Consider the following 19,783-nt stretch of genomic DNA (forward strand, 5'->3'; position numbering starts at 1 on the left):
TACCCTCGCCGCCCGCCGATGTCCGGTCTCCCGCGCGGCCCGAGGGGTCACGTTTGTGCGTCTCGATAGCATGTATGCCGTGAGCGACTATCTCCCGGAGCAGACGTCCGACGACACCGACCTCGGCTGGGGCGACGAGCGCGACGATGACGCCGACGCCTTCTACCTCGACAACAAGCCCCCGCACTGGGGCTGAGCGCTCAGCTCACCACGTCCTTGCGGCGGAAGCGGCGGAACGCCACCGCGATCAGCACGGCCGCGTAGGTCACCGACACCGACGCGCCCCTGATAATCCCGCTCAGGTCGGGCTCGGGCGCCAGCGCGTCCAGCCACGCGGTGTTCCAGAACGTCGGCAGGAACTCCCGGGCCGGGCCGAGCGCCTCCACCGCCTGCAGGATGGTGCTGACGATCCACAGCCCCACGGCCCCGCCCACCGCGCCGAGCGGCGAGTCGGTGGCCGTCGAGATGAGGAAGGCCAGCGCCGCCACCACGAGCTGGCTGACCAGCGCGTACGCGACGACGATCCCGAAGCGCGGCAGCACGTCGAGCGCCGGGATCGTCTCGCCCGTGCCGGGCACCTGGATGTCGTTCCAGCCGAACGCGAGCGTGCCCGCGAGCAGCGCCATCAGCGGCAGGACGACCACCGCGGTCGCCGAGTAGCCGAGCGCCACGATCAGCTTCTGCCGCAGCAGCCGGTCGCGCGGCACCGGCGCGGCCAGCAGGTAGCGCAGCGACGACCAGCTCGCCTCGCTGGAGACCGTGTCGCCGCAGAACAGCGCCACGGCCACCACGAGCAGGAAGCTGGCCGACACCGACAGCACGAACGCCGCGAAGTTCAGCCCGCCGGCGGTCGCCAGGTCGGAGACGCGCAGCGCCGCCTGCTGCTGGCCCCCGCCCTGCGGGCCGAGCTGGAAGGCGAGCACGAGGATCCAGGGCAGCGCCAGCAGCAGCCCGAACATGGCCAGCGTGCGGCGGCGCTTGAACTGCCGGACGATCTCCACGCGCAGGGGCAGCGTGCGGCCCGGCGCGTAGCCGGGCGCGTGCGCGGGGCCGGGGACGTGCGCGGGGCCGGGAGCGGCGGTGGTCACGACTTGTCTCCGATGAGGTCGAGGAACACGTCTTCGAGCCGGGGGCCGTGCCCGTTGGTCCGCACCGCGCCGTCGAGCAGCACGGACACCGGGCCGCTGGACACCAGGCGGCCCCGGTGCATGACCACGACGTGGCTGCAGCTCTGCTCCACCTCCGCCAGCAGGTGGCTGGAGACGATGACCGTGCGGCCGTCGCGGGCGTAGCGCTTGAGCACCTCGCGCATCTCGCGGATCTGGGGCGGGTCGAGCCCGTTGGTGGGCTCGTCGAGCACGAGCAGGTCGGGCAGGCCCAGCATCGCCTGGGCGATGGCCAGCCGCTGCCGCATGCCCTGCGAGTACGTGCGCACGGCCCGCTCCAGCGCCTTGCCCAGGCCCGCGATCTCCAGCGCCTCGGCGAAGCGCGCGTCCTCGGTGGGCCGCCCGGTCGCCGCCCAGTAGAGCTCCAGGTTCTCGCGCCCGGACAGGTGCGGCAGGAAGCCGGGCCCCTCGACGAACGAGCCGAGCCGCGACAGCACCGGCGCCCCCGGGGAGACGGGCTCGCCGAAGATGCGGATCTCGCCGTCGTCGGGGCGGATGAGGCCCATCATCATGCGCATCGTGGTGGTCTTGCCCGCGCCGTTGGGGCCGAGCAGGCCGAGCACCTGGCCGCGCTCCACCCGGAACGACAGCCCGTCCACCGCCTTCTCGCCGTTGCGGTACGCCTTGGTCAGCCCGCTGATCTCCAGCGGCACCTCCGCGCCGGAGGCGGCGGACGCGGTCCGCGGCCGGTTCCGGCCCGTCACCAGCAGCGCCACGGCCACCACGACCGCGACGAGCGGCATCGCCCACACCCACCAGGCCACGCCGGTCGCGGGCGTCTCCAGCGCGGCCACGGTCGGGACGGCCAGCGCCGCCGAGGCCAGGCCCACCTGGTACGAGGCCGCCTGCGCGGGCGTGGCGTAGCCCATGTCGGTGGTCGAGACCGTCAGCCGCAGCCGGTGGCCGGCGGCGAAGAGGTGGTCGACGGCCGGCAGCGTCACCGCGGCCTCGGCGCTTGAGGCTCCCTCCGGGATCGTCACCCGGAACGGCGCGACCAGCCCGGCGGGCAGCGTGGGCGGCTGCACGCCGTCGGCCACGTCGAGGAGCTTGGCGAACAGCGTCACCTGTCCCTTGCCCGACACCTTGAGCCGCACGGTCGGGCTGCCGGTGAGCTGGAGGGGCCGGGCCAGCGGCGCCGACTCGAAGGAGGCGCTCTGCCCCGGCATGTCGAGCGACACGCTCACGGTGCTCTGGCCGCCGCCGCCCAGCAGGCCGTTGACGCCCGGCACGGTGGAGATCGCGGCGGGGGAGCCGCCGGGCGGGTTGGCCACGTTCTGGTCGGGCCCGCTCAGCGTGACCTGGGTCGTCGCGGTGCCGCCGAGGCCGGGGTAGGCGCCGGTCTCGGGGTGCAGGCGGACGCGCTGGCGGGTGCCCGGGTCGCGCCCGGCGTCGCGGGTCACCGTGAACGCCTTCGCGACGGGGGAGCCGTCCGCCTTGAGGTGGCGGCCGAACCAGGCGGTCGTCTGCTCGTACAGCCAGTCGGCCTCGCCGTTGCCGCCGTCGTGGCCCCCGTCGAACCAGGCCACGCTCACCGGCGTGCCGGCGGCGGCGATCGCCCTGGCGTTGGCGTCGGCCTGGCCGAGCGGGAACAGCGAGTCGCGCTGCCCCTGCAGGAGCAGCGTCGGCGCCTTGATCCGGCCCGCCACGGTGACCGGGCTGGAGGCGCGCAGCAGGGCGACCGCCTCGGGCGTGGCCCGGCCGGTCTCGGCGACCCGCTGGTAGACGCGGCAGATGTCCGGCGTGAACCGGCCGCAGCGCGCCTCCTCGGCCGTCAGCGGCCGGGCCGGGCTCTGGGCCCGCGCGGCCAGGCCGCCTAGGCCCTGGATCTCGCCGCCGCCCCGGCCGAAGAAGAAGCCCGCCCACATGCGCTTGAACACGCCGTTCTCCGGCCCCTTGCCGGTGGCGTCGGGGAACAGCGCGTCGGCCAGGTCGGCCCAGGTGATCTGCGGGACGATCGCGTCGATGCGGGAGTCGTAGGCGGCCGTCATCAGCGCGATGGAGCCGCCGTACGAGCCGCCGGCGATGCCCACGCGCGGGTCGCCCGGCCCGTCGAGCCGCACCTCGGGCCGCCGGGCCAGCCAGTCGACGAGCTGCCTGACGTCCTTGACCTCGTAGTCGGGGGAGTTCAGCGCGATCTGCCCGGCGGACTCGCCGAAGCCGCGCGCCGACCAGGTCAGCACGGCGTAGCCGTCGCGGGCCAGGCGCCGCGCCTGGGCGCGCATGCCGTCCTTGTCGCCGCCGAACCCGTGGGCGAGCAGCACGGCCGGGGCCCGGCCGCCGCCGGACGGCGTGAAGAAGGCGGTGTCGAGCTCGACGCGCTGGTCGCCCGCCGGGCCGTCGAGCACGGTGATCCGCTGCTCCTGCGCGCGCACCTCGGGCGCCGACGGCCAGGCGAGCCAGGCCCCCACTCCTGCGAGGACGAGCACCACGAGGAGGGCGACCACACGTTTCATGGCGGAAATCCTACTTTTCGCACCTGAGAGAACCCTGAGATCATGCGGCCCGCTCACTTTCGCCGGACGCACAGGGGCACGGACGGGCACAGACAGAGCGCAAAGGGGCATGTACGTGGGCGCGATCGCCGTAAGATGCAGCCCGTGAACGCACCAGCAATCATCAAAAAGGCCGCCGACTGGGCGGTCCCCTACTGGACGCGGGGGCCGGCGGGCCGTGAGACGCCCCCCGACCTGTTCCGGGTCCTCTACTACGGGTGGCTGGTGGCGCTCACGCTCAAGCTGCTCGGCTCGGCCTGGGACGTCTCGTGGCACTTCAAGTGGCTGCGCGACGACCTCGCCCCGCCGCACCTGCTCAACTCCGCCGGCACCGCCGTGGCCCTCGGCCTGACCATCGTCCACGGCTACACCGGCTACGGCGTGGACAAGGCCGCGCTGCGGCTCATCCAGTGGGGCACCGGCGTGTTCCTGGTCGCGGTGCCGCTCGACCTGATCAACCACCGCGTCAACGGGCTCGACATCACCTCGTGGAGCCCGTCGCACATCATGCTCTACCTTGGAACGTTCTTCATGATCGCCGGGGTGATCCGGGGCTGGTTCACGGGGGCGCCTCCGGGGCGGGAGCGCACGGTGCTGCTGGGGGCGTTCTTCGCGTTCTTCCTGGAGAACGTGCACTTCCCCGAGCAGCACCAGGAGTACGGCGTGCTGTCGATCGGCGCGTGGGACAACCACGCCACCTACGCCGAGCCGATCCTGCTGCGGTTCGCGGCCGACCAGATGGGCCGGCCCGTCGACCGGGCGATGATGACCGCGTTCTCGCTGCCCGTGCCGGACGCCCTGTATCCCGTGTACGCGGTGGTCGCCGGGCTCGGCGTGCTCGTGGTGGCGCGCATGCTGATCGGCAGGTTCGGCGCGGCGACGCTGGTGGCCGCGGGCTACGTCGGCTTCCGCACGCTGATCTGGCCGCTGCTCACCGTCACCGGCTTCCCGCCGTCGGCCGTGCCGTTCTTCCTCGTCGTGGGCGGGCTGTGCGTGGACCTCGCGTTCGCGGTGCGGCAGCCGGTGGCCAGGGCGCTCGTCGGGTCCGTCGGCGTCACCGCCGCCGTCTACGGCGCCCTCGCCGCGCAGAGCGCCCTCATGGGCCAGGTGTACGGCGCGATCAAGGGCCAGAGCGGACTGCTCGGCGCCCCGCCCCTGGCGACCGGCTCGGCGCTCTGGGCGGGGGCGGGACTGCTGGCGGCGTGGCTGGCCTTCGAGTGGTGGAGCGGCCGGGCGAACCGTCAGCCGATCGAGGCCCGGGTGATCGCCACCGCCACCCCGTAGGCGAGGCCCATGACGGCCAGCTCGGCCGTCGCCCACGCGACCACGGCCGTGGCCGCGCCGCCGCGGATCGCCGGCAGCAGCCGGAAGCGGATGTGCGCGGCCAGCGGCACCAGCAGCGCCGCCAGGGCCAGCTTGGCCACCACCAGCAGGCCGTACTCACTGGTGAGGATCGCGCCCGGCAGCTCCACGCCGGGCGTGAGCGCCATCGTGCCGAGCCCCGTGACCAGCCCGGACAGGCTCACCACCAGCAGGCACACCGTGGCGATCCTGGAGAAGCGCGGCAGCACGACCGCCAGCAGCTCACGGCGCGGCGCGACGAACACCGTCACCGCCGCCAGCCCGCCCGCCCAGGCCGCCGCGCCCATCACGTGGCTCTCCATCGAGATCATGATCGGGTCGTGCCAGACGGAGTTCACCGCGTGCCCGGTCACCGGGATCGGCAGCAGCCCGAACAGCGCCACCACGATCCGCAGCTCGGCCGGCACCTTCTCGCCGAAGCGCACCGCCATGAGCCCGATGCCGGCCGCGGCCAGCGCGCAGGCGGCGCTGAACAGCAGTCCCTGCCCGGTGCCGACGCTGTCCACGTAACCGGCGATCATCGCGGGCGTCGGCACGGACCCGGGGTTCAGCTCGGCCGTCTGGAACACGATCGTGAGCAGCGCGCTCGCCGCCCACACCCAGGCGGCGGTGACGGTCAGCGGGCGGACGCGGCGCATGACCGGCTCGGTGCGTTCGGGGTGCTCGAAGCCGAGCAGCTTGGGCAGCAGGCTCATGCCGACCACGGCCACGGCGGCCAGGTCGAGCACCACCCGCACGACCGGCAGGCCGTACGCGACGAGGAGGCCCGGCATGGGGATGCCCGGCACGGCCTCCTGCGCGGTCAGCCCGGAGGCGACCACGGCGGAGACGACGGCGCAGGCCAGGAACACCCCGGCCACCACGCCGCCGCCGCGGGCGAGGGCGCGGCGGCGCGGGGGAGCCTCGCAGCGCTCGACGCTCACGCCCGGCCCTCCCCGCCCGGGCCGCTCTCCCGAGCGGCGTCCGCGCTCGACGCGTCCGCCGGTCCGGTCTCACCAGGGGCGTCCGCGTTCGTCCCCGGGCCGGTCTCGGCGGGGCGGGCGCGGCGCAGGGCGACGCCGGTGCCGGCCGCCAGCAGCAGGAGCGCGGCCACGATCCACACCACGGCCATGCCCGCGCCGCCGTTGGCCGCCGCCTCGGCCGCCCGGGCGCTGTCGGCGTCGTCCGAGGCCGCCGCCGTCCCGGGCGCCGTCTGAGCCGCGGTCCGGGGCGCCGTCTCGGGCGCCGCGGCGGCCGGGCCGGTGAGGCGGAAGGTGATCTTGCCGGTCACCGGGTGCCCGTCGGCCGACAGGATCCGGTAGCCCACGATGTACGCGCCGGCCGCCGTCAGCGGCTTGACCTTGAGCGTCACCTTCTCCGCGGCCACGGACGCGGCCCCGTCGGCCATCGCCGCCCCGTCCGGGCCCGTGACGCCCACCTGCGCGTACCCCTGGCGCACGGCCTGGTCGAACACCAGCGTGATCAGGGCGGGCGCGGCCGACAGCGCCGCCCCGTCCTTGGGGTCGCTGCTGATGAGCACGTTGTGCGCCCGGGCCGGGAGCGAGATCCCCACCGCGGCCGACGCGAGCAGCAGGACCGTGAGTAGCCGCCTCACCGATCGACAACCTTCCCTTGAACGCTTCCAAACCCGTCTATGCTCCCATCCGTGACGGACCTCTTCGGCGGCGCGGCCACCTATTACGCGCGATACCGCAGCGGCCACGGGGAGGAGGCCATCGGGCGTCTGGCCCGCGCGTTCGGCCCGGACGGCGTCGTGCTGGACCTCGGCTGCGGCCCCGGCACGGTGGCGATCCCCCTGGCCGGGCGGGTGCGCGCGGTGCTCGCCGTGGACCCCGACGAGGAGATGCTGGCCGAGGGCCGCCGCCTGGCCGAAGGAACGGCCGGGGACATCCGGTGGATGCGCGGAGACTCCACCACGCTGCGCGCGCTGCCGCCGTTCGACCACGTCGTCATGGGCCGGTCGTTCCACTGGATGGACCGGCGGGCCGTGCTCGCCGACCTCGACGCCCTGCTGCCGCCGCACGGAGCGGTGGCCCTGGTGGGTCCCACCCGCGAGGAGGGGGAGCCGCCGTGGGAGGCGGTGGTGCGGCCGGTGCGCGCCGCGTTCGGCCTGAACGAATCCGGGCTGGACAAGCGGCGGGCCCTCGGCTCGTTCCAGGCGACCGGCGAGCACCACGACGAGGTGCTGGCGGGCTCGCCGTTCGGCCGCGTCGAGTCGGCCCGGTTCGAGCGGCTGGTATCGATGGGTGTCGACGAGCTGGTGGGGCTCCAGCTCTCGTTCTCCTACAGCGCGCCCGCCCGGCTGGGCGACCGCCTGGCCGCGTTCACGGACGAGGTGCGCCGGGCCCTGCTGGCCGAGCGCCCCTCGGGCGTGTGGGAGGAGCGCAGGACCACCGAGGTCCTGATCGCCCGCCGTTCCTGAGCGCCGGGAGCACGCTTCCGCACGTTCGCCCGACGAACAGAACCCTTGAGGCTGTTGATCAGGGTGGACCACACCTGATCACGTTGCGGCCTCGCCCGGCATCGGGCTCGATTCTCACCGGGGCGACCTCGCCAGCCGATATTGTGTTCGGTTGTGAGACTGGTGGTGCAGGTGAAACTCCTGCCGATGCCGGAGCGGTGTTTTCGGAACTTCGACCTGCGTACAAGGCCGTCTTCGGGCTGGCCGCGCAGGCGGCCCAGCACGTGATCAAGAAGGTCTGCGACGCCTACCGCACTCTGCACGCCAACCTGGCCGCCGGAAACCTGGGCAAACCGGGATCGGCGCGGCGAGTCAAAGCTGAAAGCAAACCGATCTCTTTCCGGCCCGGTGCGGCCCAGCCGTACGACGACCGGTGCCTGTCCTGGCAGCACACCGACCGGACGGTGTCGATCTGGACGACCGCCGGACGGCTGCGCGGCGTCGCCTTCACCGGCTCAGCCCGGCAACTGGCGCTGCTGGTCAAGCACCGCAAGGGTGAGTCCGACCTGGTGCGGCGGGACGGCATGTGGTTCCTGCACGCCACCGTCGAGACGGATTTCTCGGGGTGGATCTGGGCATCGCCAACCTCGCTGGGCAGTGAGTCACGCTGCCTGACGCGGACCGGACCGTCGGCGCCATCGACGGTGAGGAGCTGCGAGCTCAGTCGTTCACGACCGAGAAGCAGACGCACGAGCTCCTGCAGGATCGGGCAGCAGCGGGGCGGGAACCGCCGGAGTCACCCCGCCAACGACCACGCCGTGACTCGGCCACTCGCGCCGATGACGTAGCTGCCCTCGGGCAGGCGCGCCCGGCCGCCGACCGTGCAGCGCAGGACGTCTGTGCCGCCCCGCGTTACTGCCCGGCCGGCCCGTCCTCGCCGGCGGCCTGGAAGCCGCCCGCCCGCCCGAAGGAAGCCGCCCGTCCGCCGCCCGGTCGCCGGGCGCCCGCACGCGCTCGGCGACCGGTGGCGGTCACAGGTCGGTGGGGGCGAGGCCGAGCTCGGCCGCGGCGGCCGTGCGGATGAGCTGGTTGGCGCGGCGGCGCGACAGCGCCTTCGGGTGGACCTGGATCTGGATGGCGAGCCCGTCGATGAGCGCGAACAGGCGCCAGCTCGCCCCTTCCGGGTCCTCGCAGGCGAACTGGCCGCGCGCCACCCCGTCCTCGATGATGCCCCGCAGCACCTGGCGGCCCTGCTGGTCGAGCCGGCGGGTGGTCTCCTCCAGGTCCGAGCTGCGGATCGACTCCGCCCAGGCGTCGATCCACAGCCGCCAGCCGTCGGGCGAGCCGCCCGGCGAGCAGCGCCGCAGCAGTGTGCGCAGCCGCTCCAGCGGTGGCCGCTCCAGCCGCTCGATGCTGTCCAGCGTGTCGCGGTGCAGGCGGGCCGCGTACGCGAACGCCTGGGCGAACAGCCGGTCCTTGGTCTCGAAGTGGTAGAAGAGCAGCGCCTGGCTCACCCCGGCGGCTCGGGCGATGTCGAGTGTCCTGGTGTGCCCGAACCCCTGCGCGGAGATCACCTCGCAGGCTGTCTTGAGCAAGTCCTCACGTCGTAATCGGCTGAAACCTGGTGTCACAGCGGGCCACTCTAACCAGTGCCCAGAAACAGCTGTAGGACAAACCGGGCATGGGTATGGGAGCGTGACCACCTGGTGCGGTTCCGGGCGGGCGCGCTGACGGCCGCCGGATGCCCGAAGCCGGCCGTCCGACCGCTCACATCTCCCTGATCGGCAGCCGCAGCACGAACCGGGCCCCGCTGTCGGAGTCGCCCAGGGTGAGCGTGCCGTGATGCGCCTGGGCGATGTCGCGGGCGATCGACAGGCCGAGCCCCGTGCCGCCGGCGTCGCGGTTGCGCGAGGCGTCCAGCCTGGTGAAGCGCTGGAAGACGAGCTCGCGCTGCTCGGGCGCGATGCCGCCGCCGTCGTCCAGCACCTCCAGGACGGCGTGGCCGTCGTCCAGGCGCACGGTCACGGTGATCGTGGACTCCGCGTGGCGCTCGGCGTTGTCGAGCAGGTTCGTCAGCAGGCGGGCGAGCTGCAGCCGGTCGCCGGTCACGACCACGCCCGGCTGGAGCGTGGTGATGAGCTTCTTCGCGCGCGGCCTGGTCGTCTCGGCCGCGACGAGCTCGGCGAGGTCCACCGGGTCGCGCGCCATGGGCGAGCCCGCGTCGAGCTTGGCCAGGGTCAGCAGGTCGGTCACGATGGCCTGCAGCCGGTCGAGGCTCGACAGCAGGGCGCGGCCGATCTCCTCCCACTCGGCGTCCTCGGGGTGCAGCATCGCCTCCTCGACCTGGGCGCGCATCGCCGTGATCGGGCTGCGCAGGTCGTGGGAGGCGTCGGAGGCGAACCGGCGCTGCTGCTCGACCGCCGCCTCCAGCCGGTCGAGCGTCTGGTTGGCGGTGTCGGCCAGGGACCGGATCTCGTCGGCCTGGCTGGGCACGGGCAGGCGTTTGCCCAGGTCGCTGCTCGTGATCTCGGCGAGCTTGTCGCGGATCTCCTGCACGGGCGCGAGCGTCCTCGCCACGACCCGCGACACCCCGAACCAGGCCAGCGCCACCATGGCCACCGAGATGCCGATGAGGAACGCCAGCACGGCCGGATGGACGTACCAGGGGACGGTGGGGCCGACCGCGTACACCAGCCAGTCGCCGCCGTGCTCGTACACCCGGGCCACGGCCATGTACTCGCACTGGCCCCGGAAGTACGGCAGGTCGCAGACCACCTCCAGGGTGCTCGCGCTGAACTCGTCCGGCATGACGGTGCTCATGCGCGGCAGGCCGACGAGGTTGTCGGTGGAGGCCACCACCTGCCCCTTGGAGTCGACCACCTGGATCCCGTCCAGGTCGCTGGGGATCACGGTGGGCAGCGCGCCGCGTTTGACCAGGTGGACCACGCGCAGGGCCGAGGTCGTCACCTCGGTCTTGCGGTAGTCGTCCGCGGTGCTGTGGATGGCCCACAGCACGAACGCGTTCACCACGATGCTGAGCAGCACCATGGCGATCCCGGCGAACAGCGTCAGCCGCGTCCGGATGGACCTGCCGAACCGTGTGACCAATCCTTTCCCCCCGGTGATCAGATGATCACACTAAGTCGCCATCGCCCTAATCAACGGAGATTCACCGGCAAATCCGGTTAAAAGGTGCATTCGGCGGCGCTCTATGCCGGTCCGGCGGGGCTGGTTAGAGTAAGTGAACACTGATGCCCGAGGAGCGAACGTGAATCTCGACGAGTACCGGCGGGCCGCCAGGGCATGGCTGCGCGACTACGCGCGGCCCGGCGAATCCGCGCCCGAGAACGCGATTTCTCACGCCAAGGACTTCATGGCCAGGCTGTACGACGCCGGCTACTCCGGCATCACCTGGCCCGCGCGATGGGGCGGCCAGGGCCTGACGCAGGCCGAGGAGCGCGCCTTCGCCGCCGAGGCCCGCCACTTCTCCCTCCCCACGTACGTCTTCTCCATCGGGCTCGGCATGACCGGACCCACCCTGGTCGACCGGGGCACCGACGAGCAGCGCGAGAGGTTCGTCCGGCCGCTGCTGCGCGGCGAGGAGATCTGGTGCCAGCTGTTCTCCGAGCCGGGCGCGGGCAGCGACGTGGCCGCCCTGCAGACCCGGGCGGTCCGCGACGGCGACCGCTGGATCGTCAACGGGCAGAAGGTGTGGACCTCGGTCGCCCAGCACGCCGACTGGGGCCTGCTGCTCACCCGCACCAACCCGGACGCGCCCAAGCACCGGGGGCTGACCATGTTCGTCGTGGGCATGCGCGACCCGGGCGTCACGGTCAGGCCGCTCAAGGACATGACCGGCCGGGCCCACTTCAACGAGGTCTTCTTCGACGACGTGGCCGTCCCCGACGCGCACCGCGTGGGCGAGGTGGACGACGGCTGGAGCGTCGCGGTCACGACCCTGCTGCACGAGCGGCTGTCGATCTCCGCGGGCGTCGGCATGGGCCGGGCCAAGGACGACCCCACCTCGCTGGAGGCGCTGCGCCGCACCGCCGACACGAGCGACCCGCTGGTCCGCGACGACCTGGTCGAGCTGCACATCCGCACCCGGGCGCTGGCCCTGTTCAACCAGCGGCTCGCCCAGGAGGCCGAGGCGGGCCTGTTCCCCGGTGCCCGGGGCAGCGCCGCCAAGCTGCTGCTGGCCGAGCTGACCCTGTTCGAGGCCGACCTGGCCACCCGCCTGGCCGGCCCGTCCGCCGTCGTGGGGACCGGGGACGGCGAGGGCGCCGGCCCGCTCGCGCACGCGATCTCCCTGGCCCCGGCCATGTCGCTGGGCGGCGGCACCAACGAGATCATGCGCAACATCATCGGCGAGCGCGTCCTCGGCCTGCCGCCCGGCCCGCGCGTCGACAAGACCGTGCCCTTCAAGGACCTGAAGGTGGGGACCCAGGGATGAGGCTCACGCTCACACCGGAGCAGCGGGAGCTGCGCGAGGCGGTCCGCTCGTTCCTCGCCGCGGCCTCGCCGCCAGCGAAGGCCCGCGACGGCTACGACCCGGCCGTCCACGCTCGCCTCAACGGTGAGCTGGGCCTGTCCGGGCTGATCGTCCCCGAGGAGTACGGCGGGGCGGGGGCGGGCATGGCGGAGCTGGCCGTGGCGCTGGAGGAGACCGGGGCGGCGCTGCTGCCGGGGCCGTTCCTGGCCACGGCGTTCGCGGCCCTCGCGCTCACCCGGGCGCCCGACAAGGAGCTGCTGACCGGGGTCGCCGAGGGCCGGATCGCCGCCACGCTCGCGCTGCCCGTCGTGCCGGACGGGCTGACGGCGCGGGCGGAGGGCGGCGGGCTGGTCGTGCGCGGGACGCTGCCACAGGTGCTGAGCGGGGCGGAGGCGGACGTGCTGCTGGCCGCTCTGCCCGGGACACCGGCGGGCGACGGGTCCGGCGCGCCGGGGGAGGCGTCGGATGGCGGGCCCGTGCTGGTCGCCGTGGATCTGGGCGGTCCGGGCGTCACCCGCGTCCCGCTGGAGACCCTCGACCTCACCCGGAGCCAGGCGCGGGTGGAGCTGGACGGCGCCCCGGCCCGGGTGCTCGGCCGGCTGGGCGCCGAGGGGGCCGCCGCGGTGGCCGACCTGGTGGCCGTCGCGCTGGCCGCCGAACAGCTCGGCGTGCTGCGCGCCTCGCTCGACGCCATCGTCGCCTACGCCAAGATCCGGGTCGCGTTCGGCCGCTTCATCGGCTCGTACCAGGGCGTCAAGCACAAGCTGGCCGACATGCACTGCAAGCTCGAACAGGCCGAGTCCGTCGTGCGCTACGCCGCCTGGGCCGCCGACGAGGATCCCGCCGAGCTGCCCCACGCCGCCGCGCTCGCCCAGGCGCACACGGGCCGCGCCTGCTTCGAGGTGGCCCGCGACCAGCTGCTGCTGCACGGCGGCGTCGGCTTCACCTGGGAGCACGACGCGCACCTGTTCTACAAGCGGGCCAAGGCCGACGAGGTGCTGCTCGGCCCGCCGCGCGTCCACCGCGCCCGCCTGGCCGCCCTGATGGAGGCGTGATGGCGACCGGCGACCCCGCGGCGACGGCAGCGGCCGGCGAGCCGGCAAGGACGGGAGAGGCCGGCGAGCCCGCGGGCGGGCACCCGCCCGGCTTCTACGCGCTGGCCGCCGCCGACCCCGGCCGCCTCGCGGTGATCGACGCCGACGGCACCCGCACCACGTACGGCGAGCTGCTGGCCCGCGTCAACCAGGTCTCCCACGGCCTGCGCGCCCGCGGGCTCGGCGCCGGCGACGTGGTCGCCGGCGTGCTGCCCAACGGCCTCGACGCGATCGTCATGCTCATGGCCACCGGGCAGATCGGCCTGTACTACGTACCGGTCAACTGGCACCTCACCGCGCCGGAGATCGCCTACATCCTCGGCGACTGCGACGCCGGGCTGGTCGTCACCCACGAGGCGTACGCGGACAAGGTGCCCGCCGGCGCCGAGACGGGCACGGCCGGGCTCGCCGACGGGCGCCCCGAGAGCGCGCCCGAGGGCCGCGCCGCGGGCGCGGTCATGTGGTACACCTCCGGCACCACCGGCTTCCCCAAGGGCGTGCAGCGCCGGCTGCCCGGCGCGGAGCCGGAGGCGATCGTCCCGCTCTACACCTGGTTCCTCGGCGAGGTGGTGGACCTGACGCCGGGGCGCGACGTCCATCTGGTGACCTCGCCGATGTACCACTCGGCGCCGTGCGCGCACACGCAGTTCGCGCTGCACCTCGGGCACACGGTCGTGATCACGGCGCGGTTCGAGCCGGTCCACGTCCTGGAGCTGATCCAGCGCCACCGGGTGACGAACGCGATGATGGTGCCGACGATGTTCCACCGCATGCTCCAGCTCCCGCGCGAGGTCCGCGAGGCGTACGACGTGTCCAGCCTGCGGCAGGTGATCCACACGGCCGCGGCCTGCCCGGTCGCGGTCAAGCGGGAGATCATGGAGTGGTGGGGGCCGGTGCTGTACGAGTACTACGGCTCCACCGAGTCCACGATCGCCTTCGCGGTCAAACCGGAGGAGTGGCTGGCCAGGCCCGGGACCGTGGGCCGTCCCGCGCCGACGTTCGAGGTGCGGATCCTCGACGACGCGGGCCGCGAGCTGCCGCCGGGCGAGCCCGGCATGGTGTACGTCAAGTCGGGCCTCGGCCGGTTCGAGTACCGCAAGGACCCGGCCAAGACGGCCGCCAGCATGCGCGGCGAGTGGTACGCCCCCGGCGACATCGGCTACCTGGACAAGGACGGCTACCTGTTCCTGTGCGACCGGCGCACCGACCTCATCGTCTCCGGCGGCGTCAACATCTACCCGGCCGAGGTCGAGGCCGCGCTGCTGGAGCACCCGGCGGTCGCCGACGTGGCCGTGATCGGGGTGCCCGACGAGGAGTGGGGGCACCGGGTGGTCGCGCTCGTGCAGCCGGTCGAGGGGGTCACGCCCGGCCCGGAGCTGACGGCCGCGCTGCTGGAGCACTGCGCGCCGCGCCTGGCCCGGTTCAAGCATCCGCGGGTGGTCGAGTACCGGGACAGCCTGCCGCGCACGCCTACGGGCAAGCTGTCCCGCTCCCGGGTCCGGGAGGCGTACCTGGCTCAGCAGTGACGTTCAGGACGTTCAGGACGTTCAGGACGTTCAGGACGTTCATGACGTGGGAGGGCGGGTGGCGGCGGCCGCCCGCCGGTAGCGCTCGCCCAGCTCCGCCACCGCCTCCGCCAGCTCGGGCGGGTCCAGCACCTCGAAGTCCACGCCCAGGAACCCCATCCACGCCGCCAGCCCGCCCAGGTCGTCGCCGCCGATCCGCAGCAGGCAGGTGTCGTCGTCCACCGGCTCCGGCTCCAGCCCGGCCGGCAGGTGCCCCATCCGGTCGGCGGGCGCGTGCAGCAGCACCGTCGCCCGGTACCTCCACATCGCGGTGTTGACGCCCTTCTCCACGTACTGGGCCACGTCGCCGTCGCCGGGCAGCTCGCGCGGCGCGAACCGCGGCCCCTCCGGGACGCGCGGGCGCATCCGGTCCACCCGGAACGTCCGCCAGTCGCCTCGCTCGACGTCGTAGGCCAGCAGGTACCACCGGCCGCGCCGATGGACCAGCCGGTACGGCTCCGCGTCCCGCACCGTGGAGTCGCCCTCGTGGCCGGTGTAGTCGAAGCGCAGCCGGTGCCGGTCACGGGCGGCGTTGGCGATCGTCGTCAGCACCTCCGGCGCCACCGAGGGACCCTGGCCGGGGATCTGCACCGTGTAGGCGTTGAGGGCGCTCACGCGGTGCCGCAGCCGCGACGGCAGCACCTGCTCCAGCTTGGCCAGGGCCCGTACCGACGTCTCCTCGATGCCCTCGACGCCGCCGCCCGCGGCCCGGCCCAGCCCCACCGCCACGGCGACGGCCTCCTCGTCGTCCAGCAGCAGCGGCGGCAGCGCGGCGCCCGCCCCGAGCCGGTAGCCGCCCGCGACGCCGGGGGTGGCGTGGACGGGGTAGCCGAGGCTGCGCAGGCGCTCGACGTCGTTGCGGATCGTCCGGGTCGAGACCCCGAGCCGCCCGGCCAGCTCGGGGCCCGACCACTCCCGGTGCGCCTGGAGGAGGGACAGCAGCTTCAGCAGGCGCGCGGACGTTTCCAGCATGCGCCCAGTCTGCCCGGTATCGCGGAAGCGTCGCTTCCGCTTTCAGCCGCCGAACAGCTTCTGCGCCTGCTGGATGACGGTGAGCACGGTCAGCGTGCCGAAGAACGCGATCGACCACACCAGCGCGCCCAGCCGGTACGACCGGACCTTGATCGCGGACGGCAGCGCCCGGCGGTTCAGCACGATGAGCAGGATCGAGTACACGAACATCATCACGGCGGCGAAGCTCGCCGACAGCACGAGCAGGATGAGCGGCTGGTCGAAGCCGAGCAGCAGGACCGCGATGCCGACCAGTGTCATGGCCCAGACCACGGCGAAGTAGACCCGGTTCACCGAGACGGGCCGGTCCCGCAGGTAGACCGTCTTGATCGTGTCGGAGGCCAGCCGGGAGGTGTAGTCCACGATGCCCATGGCGGAGGCGAACAGCGCCAGCGCCCCGATCAGCCAGAACAGGACCCCGAACCACGGGCCCACCACGTCCTGCAGCGTCTCGCCCTCGACCTTGAGGAACCCGATGCCGTTGGCCAGCCCCTGCTTCCCGAACACGGTGGAGTACGCCAGCATCGACATGAACGCGATCGTCAGGAACGACACCAGCGCGAACGTCGTGGCCTGCTCGACGTTCGCGAAGCGCCACCAGGCCCGCCACCGGGCCAGGTTCGCCTTGGTCGGCGCGAACTGGAAGCCCGTCGAGGAGGCCGCCTCCTCGTGCCCGGTGACCGGGCTGACCAGGCGCGGCACGTACACGCCCATGCCGAAGCCCTTGTCGCGGATCCAGTTGCTCTGGCAGAGGTTCTGCCCGCCGCCCGCGCCCGCGTAGGCGATGGCGCCCATGAGCAGAGCGAAGTCCAGCGGCGGGACCGGGATCCGGGCGCCCACCGTCAGCCCCTTGCCCAGCTCCACCCAGCTCTGCGCGGTGATCGCCAGCGCGACCGCCACCACCACGAGGATCGTCACCAGCGCGATCTTGACGAAGATCACCCGTTCCAGCGCGACGTAGATGACCGGCGCCAGCGTCAGCGCGAGCGCGATGACCAGCAGCATGCCGATCGCGATCCAGCGCACGCTGCCCTCGCCCGAGCCGGTCAGGTACGTGACCATGGTGGCCGACGTGGTCACCCAGCCCGGCCACAGGTTCGACGCGAGCGTCATGAGGACGAACACGATGCCCCAGTGCCGCCACAACCGGCTGAACCCGGTCAGCGCCGTCTCGCCGGTGGCCAGCGTGTAGCGCTCGATCTCCATGTTGAGGAACCACTGCGTGATGATGCCGATCGCCGCGCCCCAGATGAAGACCAGCCCGACCTGGGAGGCGATGTACGGCCAGAGGATGAACTCGCCCGAGGCGAGCCCCACGCCCGCTCCCACCAGCCCGGGGCCGATGATGCGCCAGGTGGATCGGGGTGGCTCGGGCAGGTCGCGGACGCTGACGGACGGCAGGACGCGTGCGGGGACGGTCGGAGTGAACTCCGTCATCGCGGATCTCCTTGTTCGACTCCCGGCTTCGTTCGGCTCCCGGCTGGAAGCTCAAAACAGCGGATAGCGTTTATTTCCTGGTTTGCGATGACATATTCACATTTGCACAAATTTCGCGAGACGCCCGTAAGGCAGCAAAGTCCGGCATGTCAGCGAATGTCGGCGTCACTGAGCGTCCGACGACGCCCGCTCGCTTGCTGTTTGGCGTGTTTGGCGTGTTTGGCCTGTTTTGGCTTGTGCGGCGGTCAGCAGGCTCAGCGCGGAGGCGCGAGGTGCGGGGTCGGGCAGTGCGAGTGCGGCGGGGACGCGGATCGGCGGGTCGGGCCGGACGAGTGCGACGGCGGCGAGGTCTCGCGAGACGGCGCCGGCGGGGAGCAGGGTCCAGCACGCCCCGGCGGCGACGGGTCCGGCGAGGAGGTCCTGGACCCGGGTCAGAGTCGGCCCCACGCGGGGGGTGAACCCGGCTGCTCGGCAGGCGGCCATGATCAGGTGGTGGATGCCGGGATTGTCCGCGCGGGCGGCCAGGGCCAGGGGGAGCTCGGCGAGCGTGGCGAGGTCGCCGGCGGTGCGGGCGTACGCGGCGGGGACGGCCAGGAGCAGCGGCTCGTCCCAGAGGTGATGAACCCGCACGCCCGGGGTGTCCGGCGGCGCCGCCACGAACGCGGCGTCGAGGTCGCCGGCGGCGAGGGCGGCGAGCTGGCCGGTCGTCGAGGCGGAGCTCGTCACCTGGAGCGTGATGCCGGGGTGGGCGTCGCGGACGGCGGCGAGAGCGGCTTCGATACGAGAGCTGAACACGACGCTGCTGCCGATGCGCAGCAGACCGGTGTTGCCGGCGGCGATGTCGGCGGCGGCAGCGGCGGCACGGTCGATGCCGCGTAGCGCACGGCGCGCGTGGACGAGGAACGCCTGGCCGTCCGGGGTGAGCCGGACCCGACGGTGGGACCGGTCGAACAAGGTCAGTCCGAGTTCGCGTTCCAGCCGCGCGACCTGCTTGCTCACCGCGGGTTGAACGATGCGCAGGGCCTCCGCGGCCCGGCCGAAGTGCTCGCACTCGGCGACGGCGACGAAATAGCGCAGCTGCCGGACCTCCATCGCCACCGCCCTCCTCGCCTCGATCGATTCCGTTCGGTGATTGTTCCATGGGCGGGTTGCCCGTTGATCGGCCCTGGCGGGACCGGCTGGAGTAGAGCACGTGGTCGAACCGGTGCGGGGACCCTCGCGCTGGGTGAACCACTTCTGTCCAGATTGTTCTGGATCCCTTGGAGGAGAACGTCGTGACCGCGGCAACAACAATCGTGAACGCGAAGGTGTTCGACGGGACGAAGTCACAGGACTGGACCTCGGTCCGATTCGCTGACGGGCTGATCACCGAATGCTCGGCCGCCTCGGCCGCCCGGGAAGGCGACGAAGTGATCGACGCGGGCGGCGGGACCGTGCTTCCCGGTCTGATCGACGCGCACGTGCACCTCGTTCCCGGCGCTCTCGCGCAGTCGTTGACCTTCGGCGTCACCACCGTTCTCGACATGTTCAGCAAGCCCGACCTGGTGGCCGAGGCCAAGGAGCAGGCCGGCTCCCGTCCCGACGTGGCCGATGTGCGCTCCTCGGGTGTCGGCGCCACCGCGCCCGGCGGGCACCCGTCGCTGATGTACGCCCCCTTCCCGACGTTGACCGCCCCTGACCAGGCCGAGCGGTTCGTCGCGGAACGGATCGCGGAGGGCTCGGACCATCTGAAGATCTTCTCCGGCGCCGGGGGGCTATGGCCGTCGCTGGACTCCGCAACCATCGAGGCGCTGGTCGCCGCCGCGCACGCCCGCGGCCTGGTCGTCGTCGCTCACGTGAGCTCGACGGCCGGTCTCGAGGAGGTCGTGGCCGCCGGTGCCGACGTGGTGGCCCACGTCCCCGCGGACGCCGAGCTGGACAAGGCCCTGGTCGAACGCATGGCCGAGGCCGCAATCGCGGTCGGTCCGACGCTGGCCACCGTCGAGAACACCCTCGGCGAACCGGGTGGCGCGGCAGTGGCAGGGGACCCGCGGCTCGCCGAGACGCTCGGTGACGCCTGGGCGCGCCGGTTGACCTCGGGTGCTGCCCCCGGATGGCGCGGCCGGGAGATGCCGCCGTACTCGCGGGCCGAGGACAACGTGCGGCGACTGGCCGATGCGGGGGTCACTCTGCTGGCGGGCACCGACGCCCCGAACCCGGGGACCGTGTTCGGGGCAAGCCTGCACCGGGAGCTGGAACTCCTTGTCCGGTGCGGCATCAGCCCGGCGCAGGCCCTGGCCGCTGCCACAGCCGAACCGGCACGGGTGTTCGGCCTGGCCGACCGAGGACGTGTGGCGGCCGGGCAACGCGCGGACCTGGTTCTCGTGTCCGGTGACCCGTTGACGGACATCACCGCGACACGCGCGATCGAGCGGATATGGCGCGCGGGCACGGCCTGCGATCGACGTGCCTTCGTCGCGAGCGCTGCCGAAGCCGAGCAGCTTGACGCTTTCGACGCGCAGGTCGCCAAGGCTGTGGCCGCCGTGCGCGAACGCTGGTCCGACGCCGACCGGACGAAGGCCCTCTGAACCGCGGGTCCCGTGGCTCATGGACCGCCCAGAAGGCCCTCTGAACCGCGGGTCCCGTAGCTCATGGACCGCCCAGATGCGGCCGGCAGCAGGCGCCGTCGGAGGAAAGACCTCGGCTCTCCTGCCGGCGCCCCTCGCCGGGGGCCGCGGCCCGCACCTGCCAACGGATCGCCGCTCACCGGCTCACAGCACCGGA

At 73.0% G+C, this 19,783-nt stretch carries 16 protein-coding genes; 7 read left to right on the forward strand and 9 right to left on the reverse strand.

Annotated features, from left to right (window positions below):
- Positions 1-200: 200 nt before the first annotated feature.
- Positions 201-1,088: an ABC transporter permease gene (locus tag HTZ77_RS05175; RefSeq protein WP_175588261.1), complete on the reverse strand. Its 888-nt coding sequence runs from the start codon at positions 1,086-1,088 to the stop codon at positions 201-203.
- Entirely contained in the window at positions 1,085-3,619 is a 2,535-nt protein-coding gene (locus tag HTZ77_RS05180) for a CocE/NonD family hydrolase (RefSeq protein ID WP_175588262.1), read from the reverse strand. The genes HTZ77_RS05175 and HTZ77_RS05180 overlap by 4 nt, the downstream gene beginning before the upstream one ends.
- 135 nt (positions 3,620-3,754) lie before the next feature.
- Between HTZ77_RS05180 and HTZ77_RS05185 the strand changes: the two genes are divergently transcribed.
- On the forward strand, positions 3,755-4,942 hold the full coding sequence (locus tag HTZ77_RS05185) for a hypothetical protein (RefSeq protein WP_175588263.1): 1,188 nt from the start codon (positions 3,755-3,757) through the stop codon (positions 4,940-4,942).
- On the opposite strand, the gene HTZ77_RS48020 is transcribed toward HTZ77_RS05185, so the two are convergent.
- Together HTZ77_RS48020 and HTZ77_RS05195 are read right to left on the reverse strand one after the other, a co-directional pair.
- The gene (locus HTZ77_RS48020; protein WP_175588264.1) at positions 4,900-5,943 is read right to left on the reverse strand and encodes a CopD family protein; all 1,044 of its coding nucleotides are present in this window, start codon (positions 5,941-5,943) and stop codon (positions 4,900-4,902) included. The genes HTZ77_RS05185 and HTZ77_RS48020 overlap by 43 nt on opposite strands.
- Positions 5,940-6,614, reverse strand: a complete 675-nt coding sequence (locus HTZ77_RS05195; RefSeq protein ID WP_175588265.1) for a copper resistance CopC family protein — start codon at positions 6,612-6,614, stop codon at positions 5,940-5,942. The genes HTZ77_RS48020 and HTZ77_RS05195 overlap by 4 nt, the downstream gene beginning before the upstream one ends.
- Positions 6,615-6,665: 51 nt before the next feature.
- Between HTZ77_RS05195 and HTZ77_RS05200 the strand changes: the two genes are divergently transcribed.
- Positions 6,666-7,442: a class I SAM-dependent methyltransferase gene (locus HTZ77_RS05200; RefSeq protein WP_175588266.1), complete on the forward strand. Its 777-nt coding sequence runs from the start codon at positions 6,666-6,668 to the stop codon at positions 7,440-7,442.
- A gap of 197 nt (positions 7,443-7,639) precedes the next feature.
- Positions 7,640-8,269 (forward strand): hypothetical protein, encoded by a 630-nt coding sequence (locus tag HTZ77_RS05205; RefSeq protein ID WP_205302088.1) that lies wholly within the window; start codon positions 7,640-7,642, stop codon positions 8,267-8,269.
- 183 nt (positions 8,270-8,452) lie between these two features.
- On the opposite strand, the gene HTZ77_RS05210 is transcribed toward HTZ77_RS05205, so the two are convergent.
- On the reverse strand, positions 8,453-9,016 hold the full coding sequence (locus tag HTZ77_RS05210; RefSeq protein WP_205302089.1) for a TetR/AcrR family transcriptional regulator: 564 nt from the start codon (positions 9,014-9,016) through the stop codon (positions 8,453-8,455).
- A 172-nt stretch (positions 9,017-9,188) separates the two neighbouring features.
- Positions 9,189-10,529, reverse strand: a complete 1,341-nt coding sequence (locus HTZ77_RS05215; RefSeq protein ID WP_235994329.1) for a sensor histidine kinase — start codon at positions 10,527-10,529, stop codon at positions 9,189-9,191.
- Positions 10,530-10,689: 160 nt separating this feature from the next.
- Here HTZ77_RS05215 and HTZ77_RS05220 point away from each other — a divergent pair, with 160 nt between their 5' ends.
- The 3 genes from HTZ77_RS05220 to HTZ77_RS05230 are packed head-to-tail and all read left to right on the forward strand — an operon-like array spanning position 10,690 to position 14,533.
- Complete coding sequence (locus HTZ77_RS05220; RefSeq protein ID WP_175588268.1) at positions 10,690-11,874, forward strand: acyl-CoA dehydrogenase family protein; 1,185 nt, start codon at positions 10,690-10,692, stop codon at positions 11,872-11,874.
- A complete protein-coding gene (locus HTZ77_RS05225; RefSeq protein WP_175588269.1) occupies positions 11,871-12,968 on the forward strand; it encodes an acyl-CoA dehydrogenase family protein in 1,098 nt (365 codons plus the stop codon). The genes HTZ77_RS05220 and HTZ77_RS05225 overlap by 4 nt, the downstream gene beginning before the upstream one ends.
- Positions 12,968-14,533, forward strand: a complete 1,566-nt coding sequence (locus HTZ77_RS05230; protein WP_175588270.1) for an AMP-binding protein — start codon at positions 12,968-12,970, stop codon at positions 14,531-14,533. Before HTZ77_RS05225 ends, HTZ77_RS05230 begins: the two co-directional genes overlap by 1 nt.
- A 39-nt stretch (positions 14,534-14,572) precedes the next feature.
- Here the strand turns inward: HTZ77_RS05230 and HTZ77_RS05235 are convergent, their stop codons facing one another.
- The 3 genes from HTZ77_RS05235 to HTZ77_RS05245 form a co-directional block, all read right to left on the reverse strand.
- On the reverse strand, positions 14,573-15,544 hold the full coding sequence (locus HTZ77_RS05235) for a helix-turn-helix transcriptional regulator (RefSeq protein ID WP_175588271.1): 972 nt from the start codon (positions 15,542-15,544) through the stop codon (positions 14,573-14,575).
- Positions 15,545-15,586: 42 nt separating this feature from the next.
- Positions 15,587-17,020 (reverse strand): Nramp family divalent metal transporter, encoded by a 1,434-nt coding sequence (locus HTZ77_RS05240; protein ID WP_175588272.1) that lies wholly within the window; start codon positions 17,018-17,020, stop codon positions 15,587-15,589.
- Positions 17,021-17,185: 165 nt separating this feature from the next.
- Positions 17,186-18,112, reverse strand: coding sequence for a LysR family transcriptional regulator (locus HTZ77_RS05245; protein WP_175588273.1), 927 nt, complete (start codon positions 18,110-18,112; stop codon positions 17,186-17,188).
- A 167-nt stretch (positions 18,113-18,279) separates the two neighbouring features.
- Between HTZ77_RS05245 and HTZ77_RS05250 the strand changes: the two genes are divergently transcribed.
- Positions 18,280-19,587: an amidohydrolase family protein gene (locus HTZ77_RS05250; RefSeq protein ID WP_205302090.1), complete on the forward strand. Its 1,308-nt coding sequence runs from the start codon at positions 18,280-18,282 to the stop codon at positions 19,585-19,587.
- The last annotated feature ends 196 nt before the right edge of the window (positions 19,588-19,783 follow it).

The sequence above is a fragment of the Nonomuraea montanisoli genome (assembly GCF_013363975.1).
Lineage (GTDB): Bacteria > Actinomycetota > Actinomycetes > Streptosporangiales > Streptosporangiaceae > Nonomuraea > Nonomuraea montanisoli.

Coding starts and splice junctions, on each gene's coding strand:
- HTZ77_RS05180 (WP_175588262.1), bottom strand. CDS start 3,619: ATGAAACGTGTGGTCGCCCTCCTCGTGGTGCTCGTCCTCGCAGGAGTG.
- HTZ77_RS05185 (WP_175588263.1), top strand. CDS start 3,755: ATGCAGCCCGTGAACGCACCAGCAATCATCAAAAAGGCCGCCGACTGG.
- HTZ77_RS05225 (WP_175588269.1), top strand. CDS start 11,871: ATGAGGCTCACGCTCACACCGGAGCAGCGGGAGCTGCGCGAGGCGGTC.
- HTZ77_RS05230 (WP_175588270.1), top strand. CDS start 12,968: ATGGCGACCGGCGACCCCGCGGCGACGGCAGCGGCCGGCGAGCCGGCA.
- HTZ77_RS05235 (WP_175588271.1), bottom strand. CDS start 15,544: ATGCTGGAAACGTCCGCGCGCCTGCTGAAGCTGCTGTCCCTCCTCCAG.
- HTZ77_RS05240 (WP_175588272.1), bottom strand. CDS start 17,020: ATGACGGAGTTCACTCCGACCGTCCCCGCACGCGTCCTGCCGTCCGTC.
- HTZ77_RS05245 (WP_175588273.1), bottom strand. CDS start 18,112: ATGGAGGTCCGGCAGCTGCGCTATTTCGTCGCCGTCGCCGAGTGCGAG.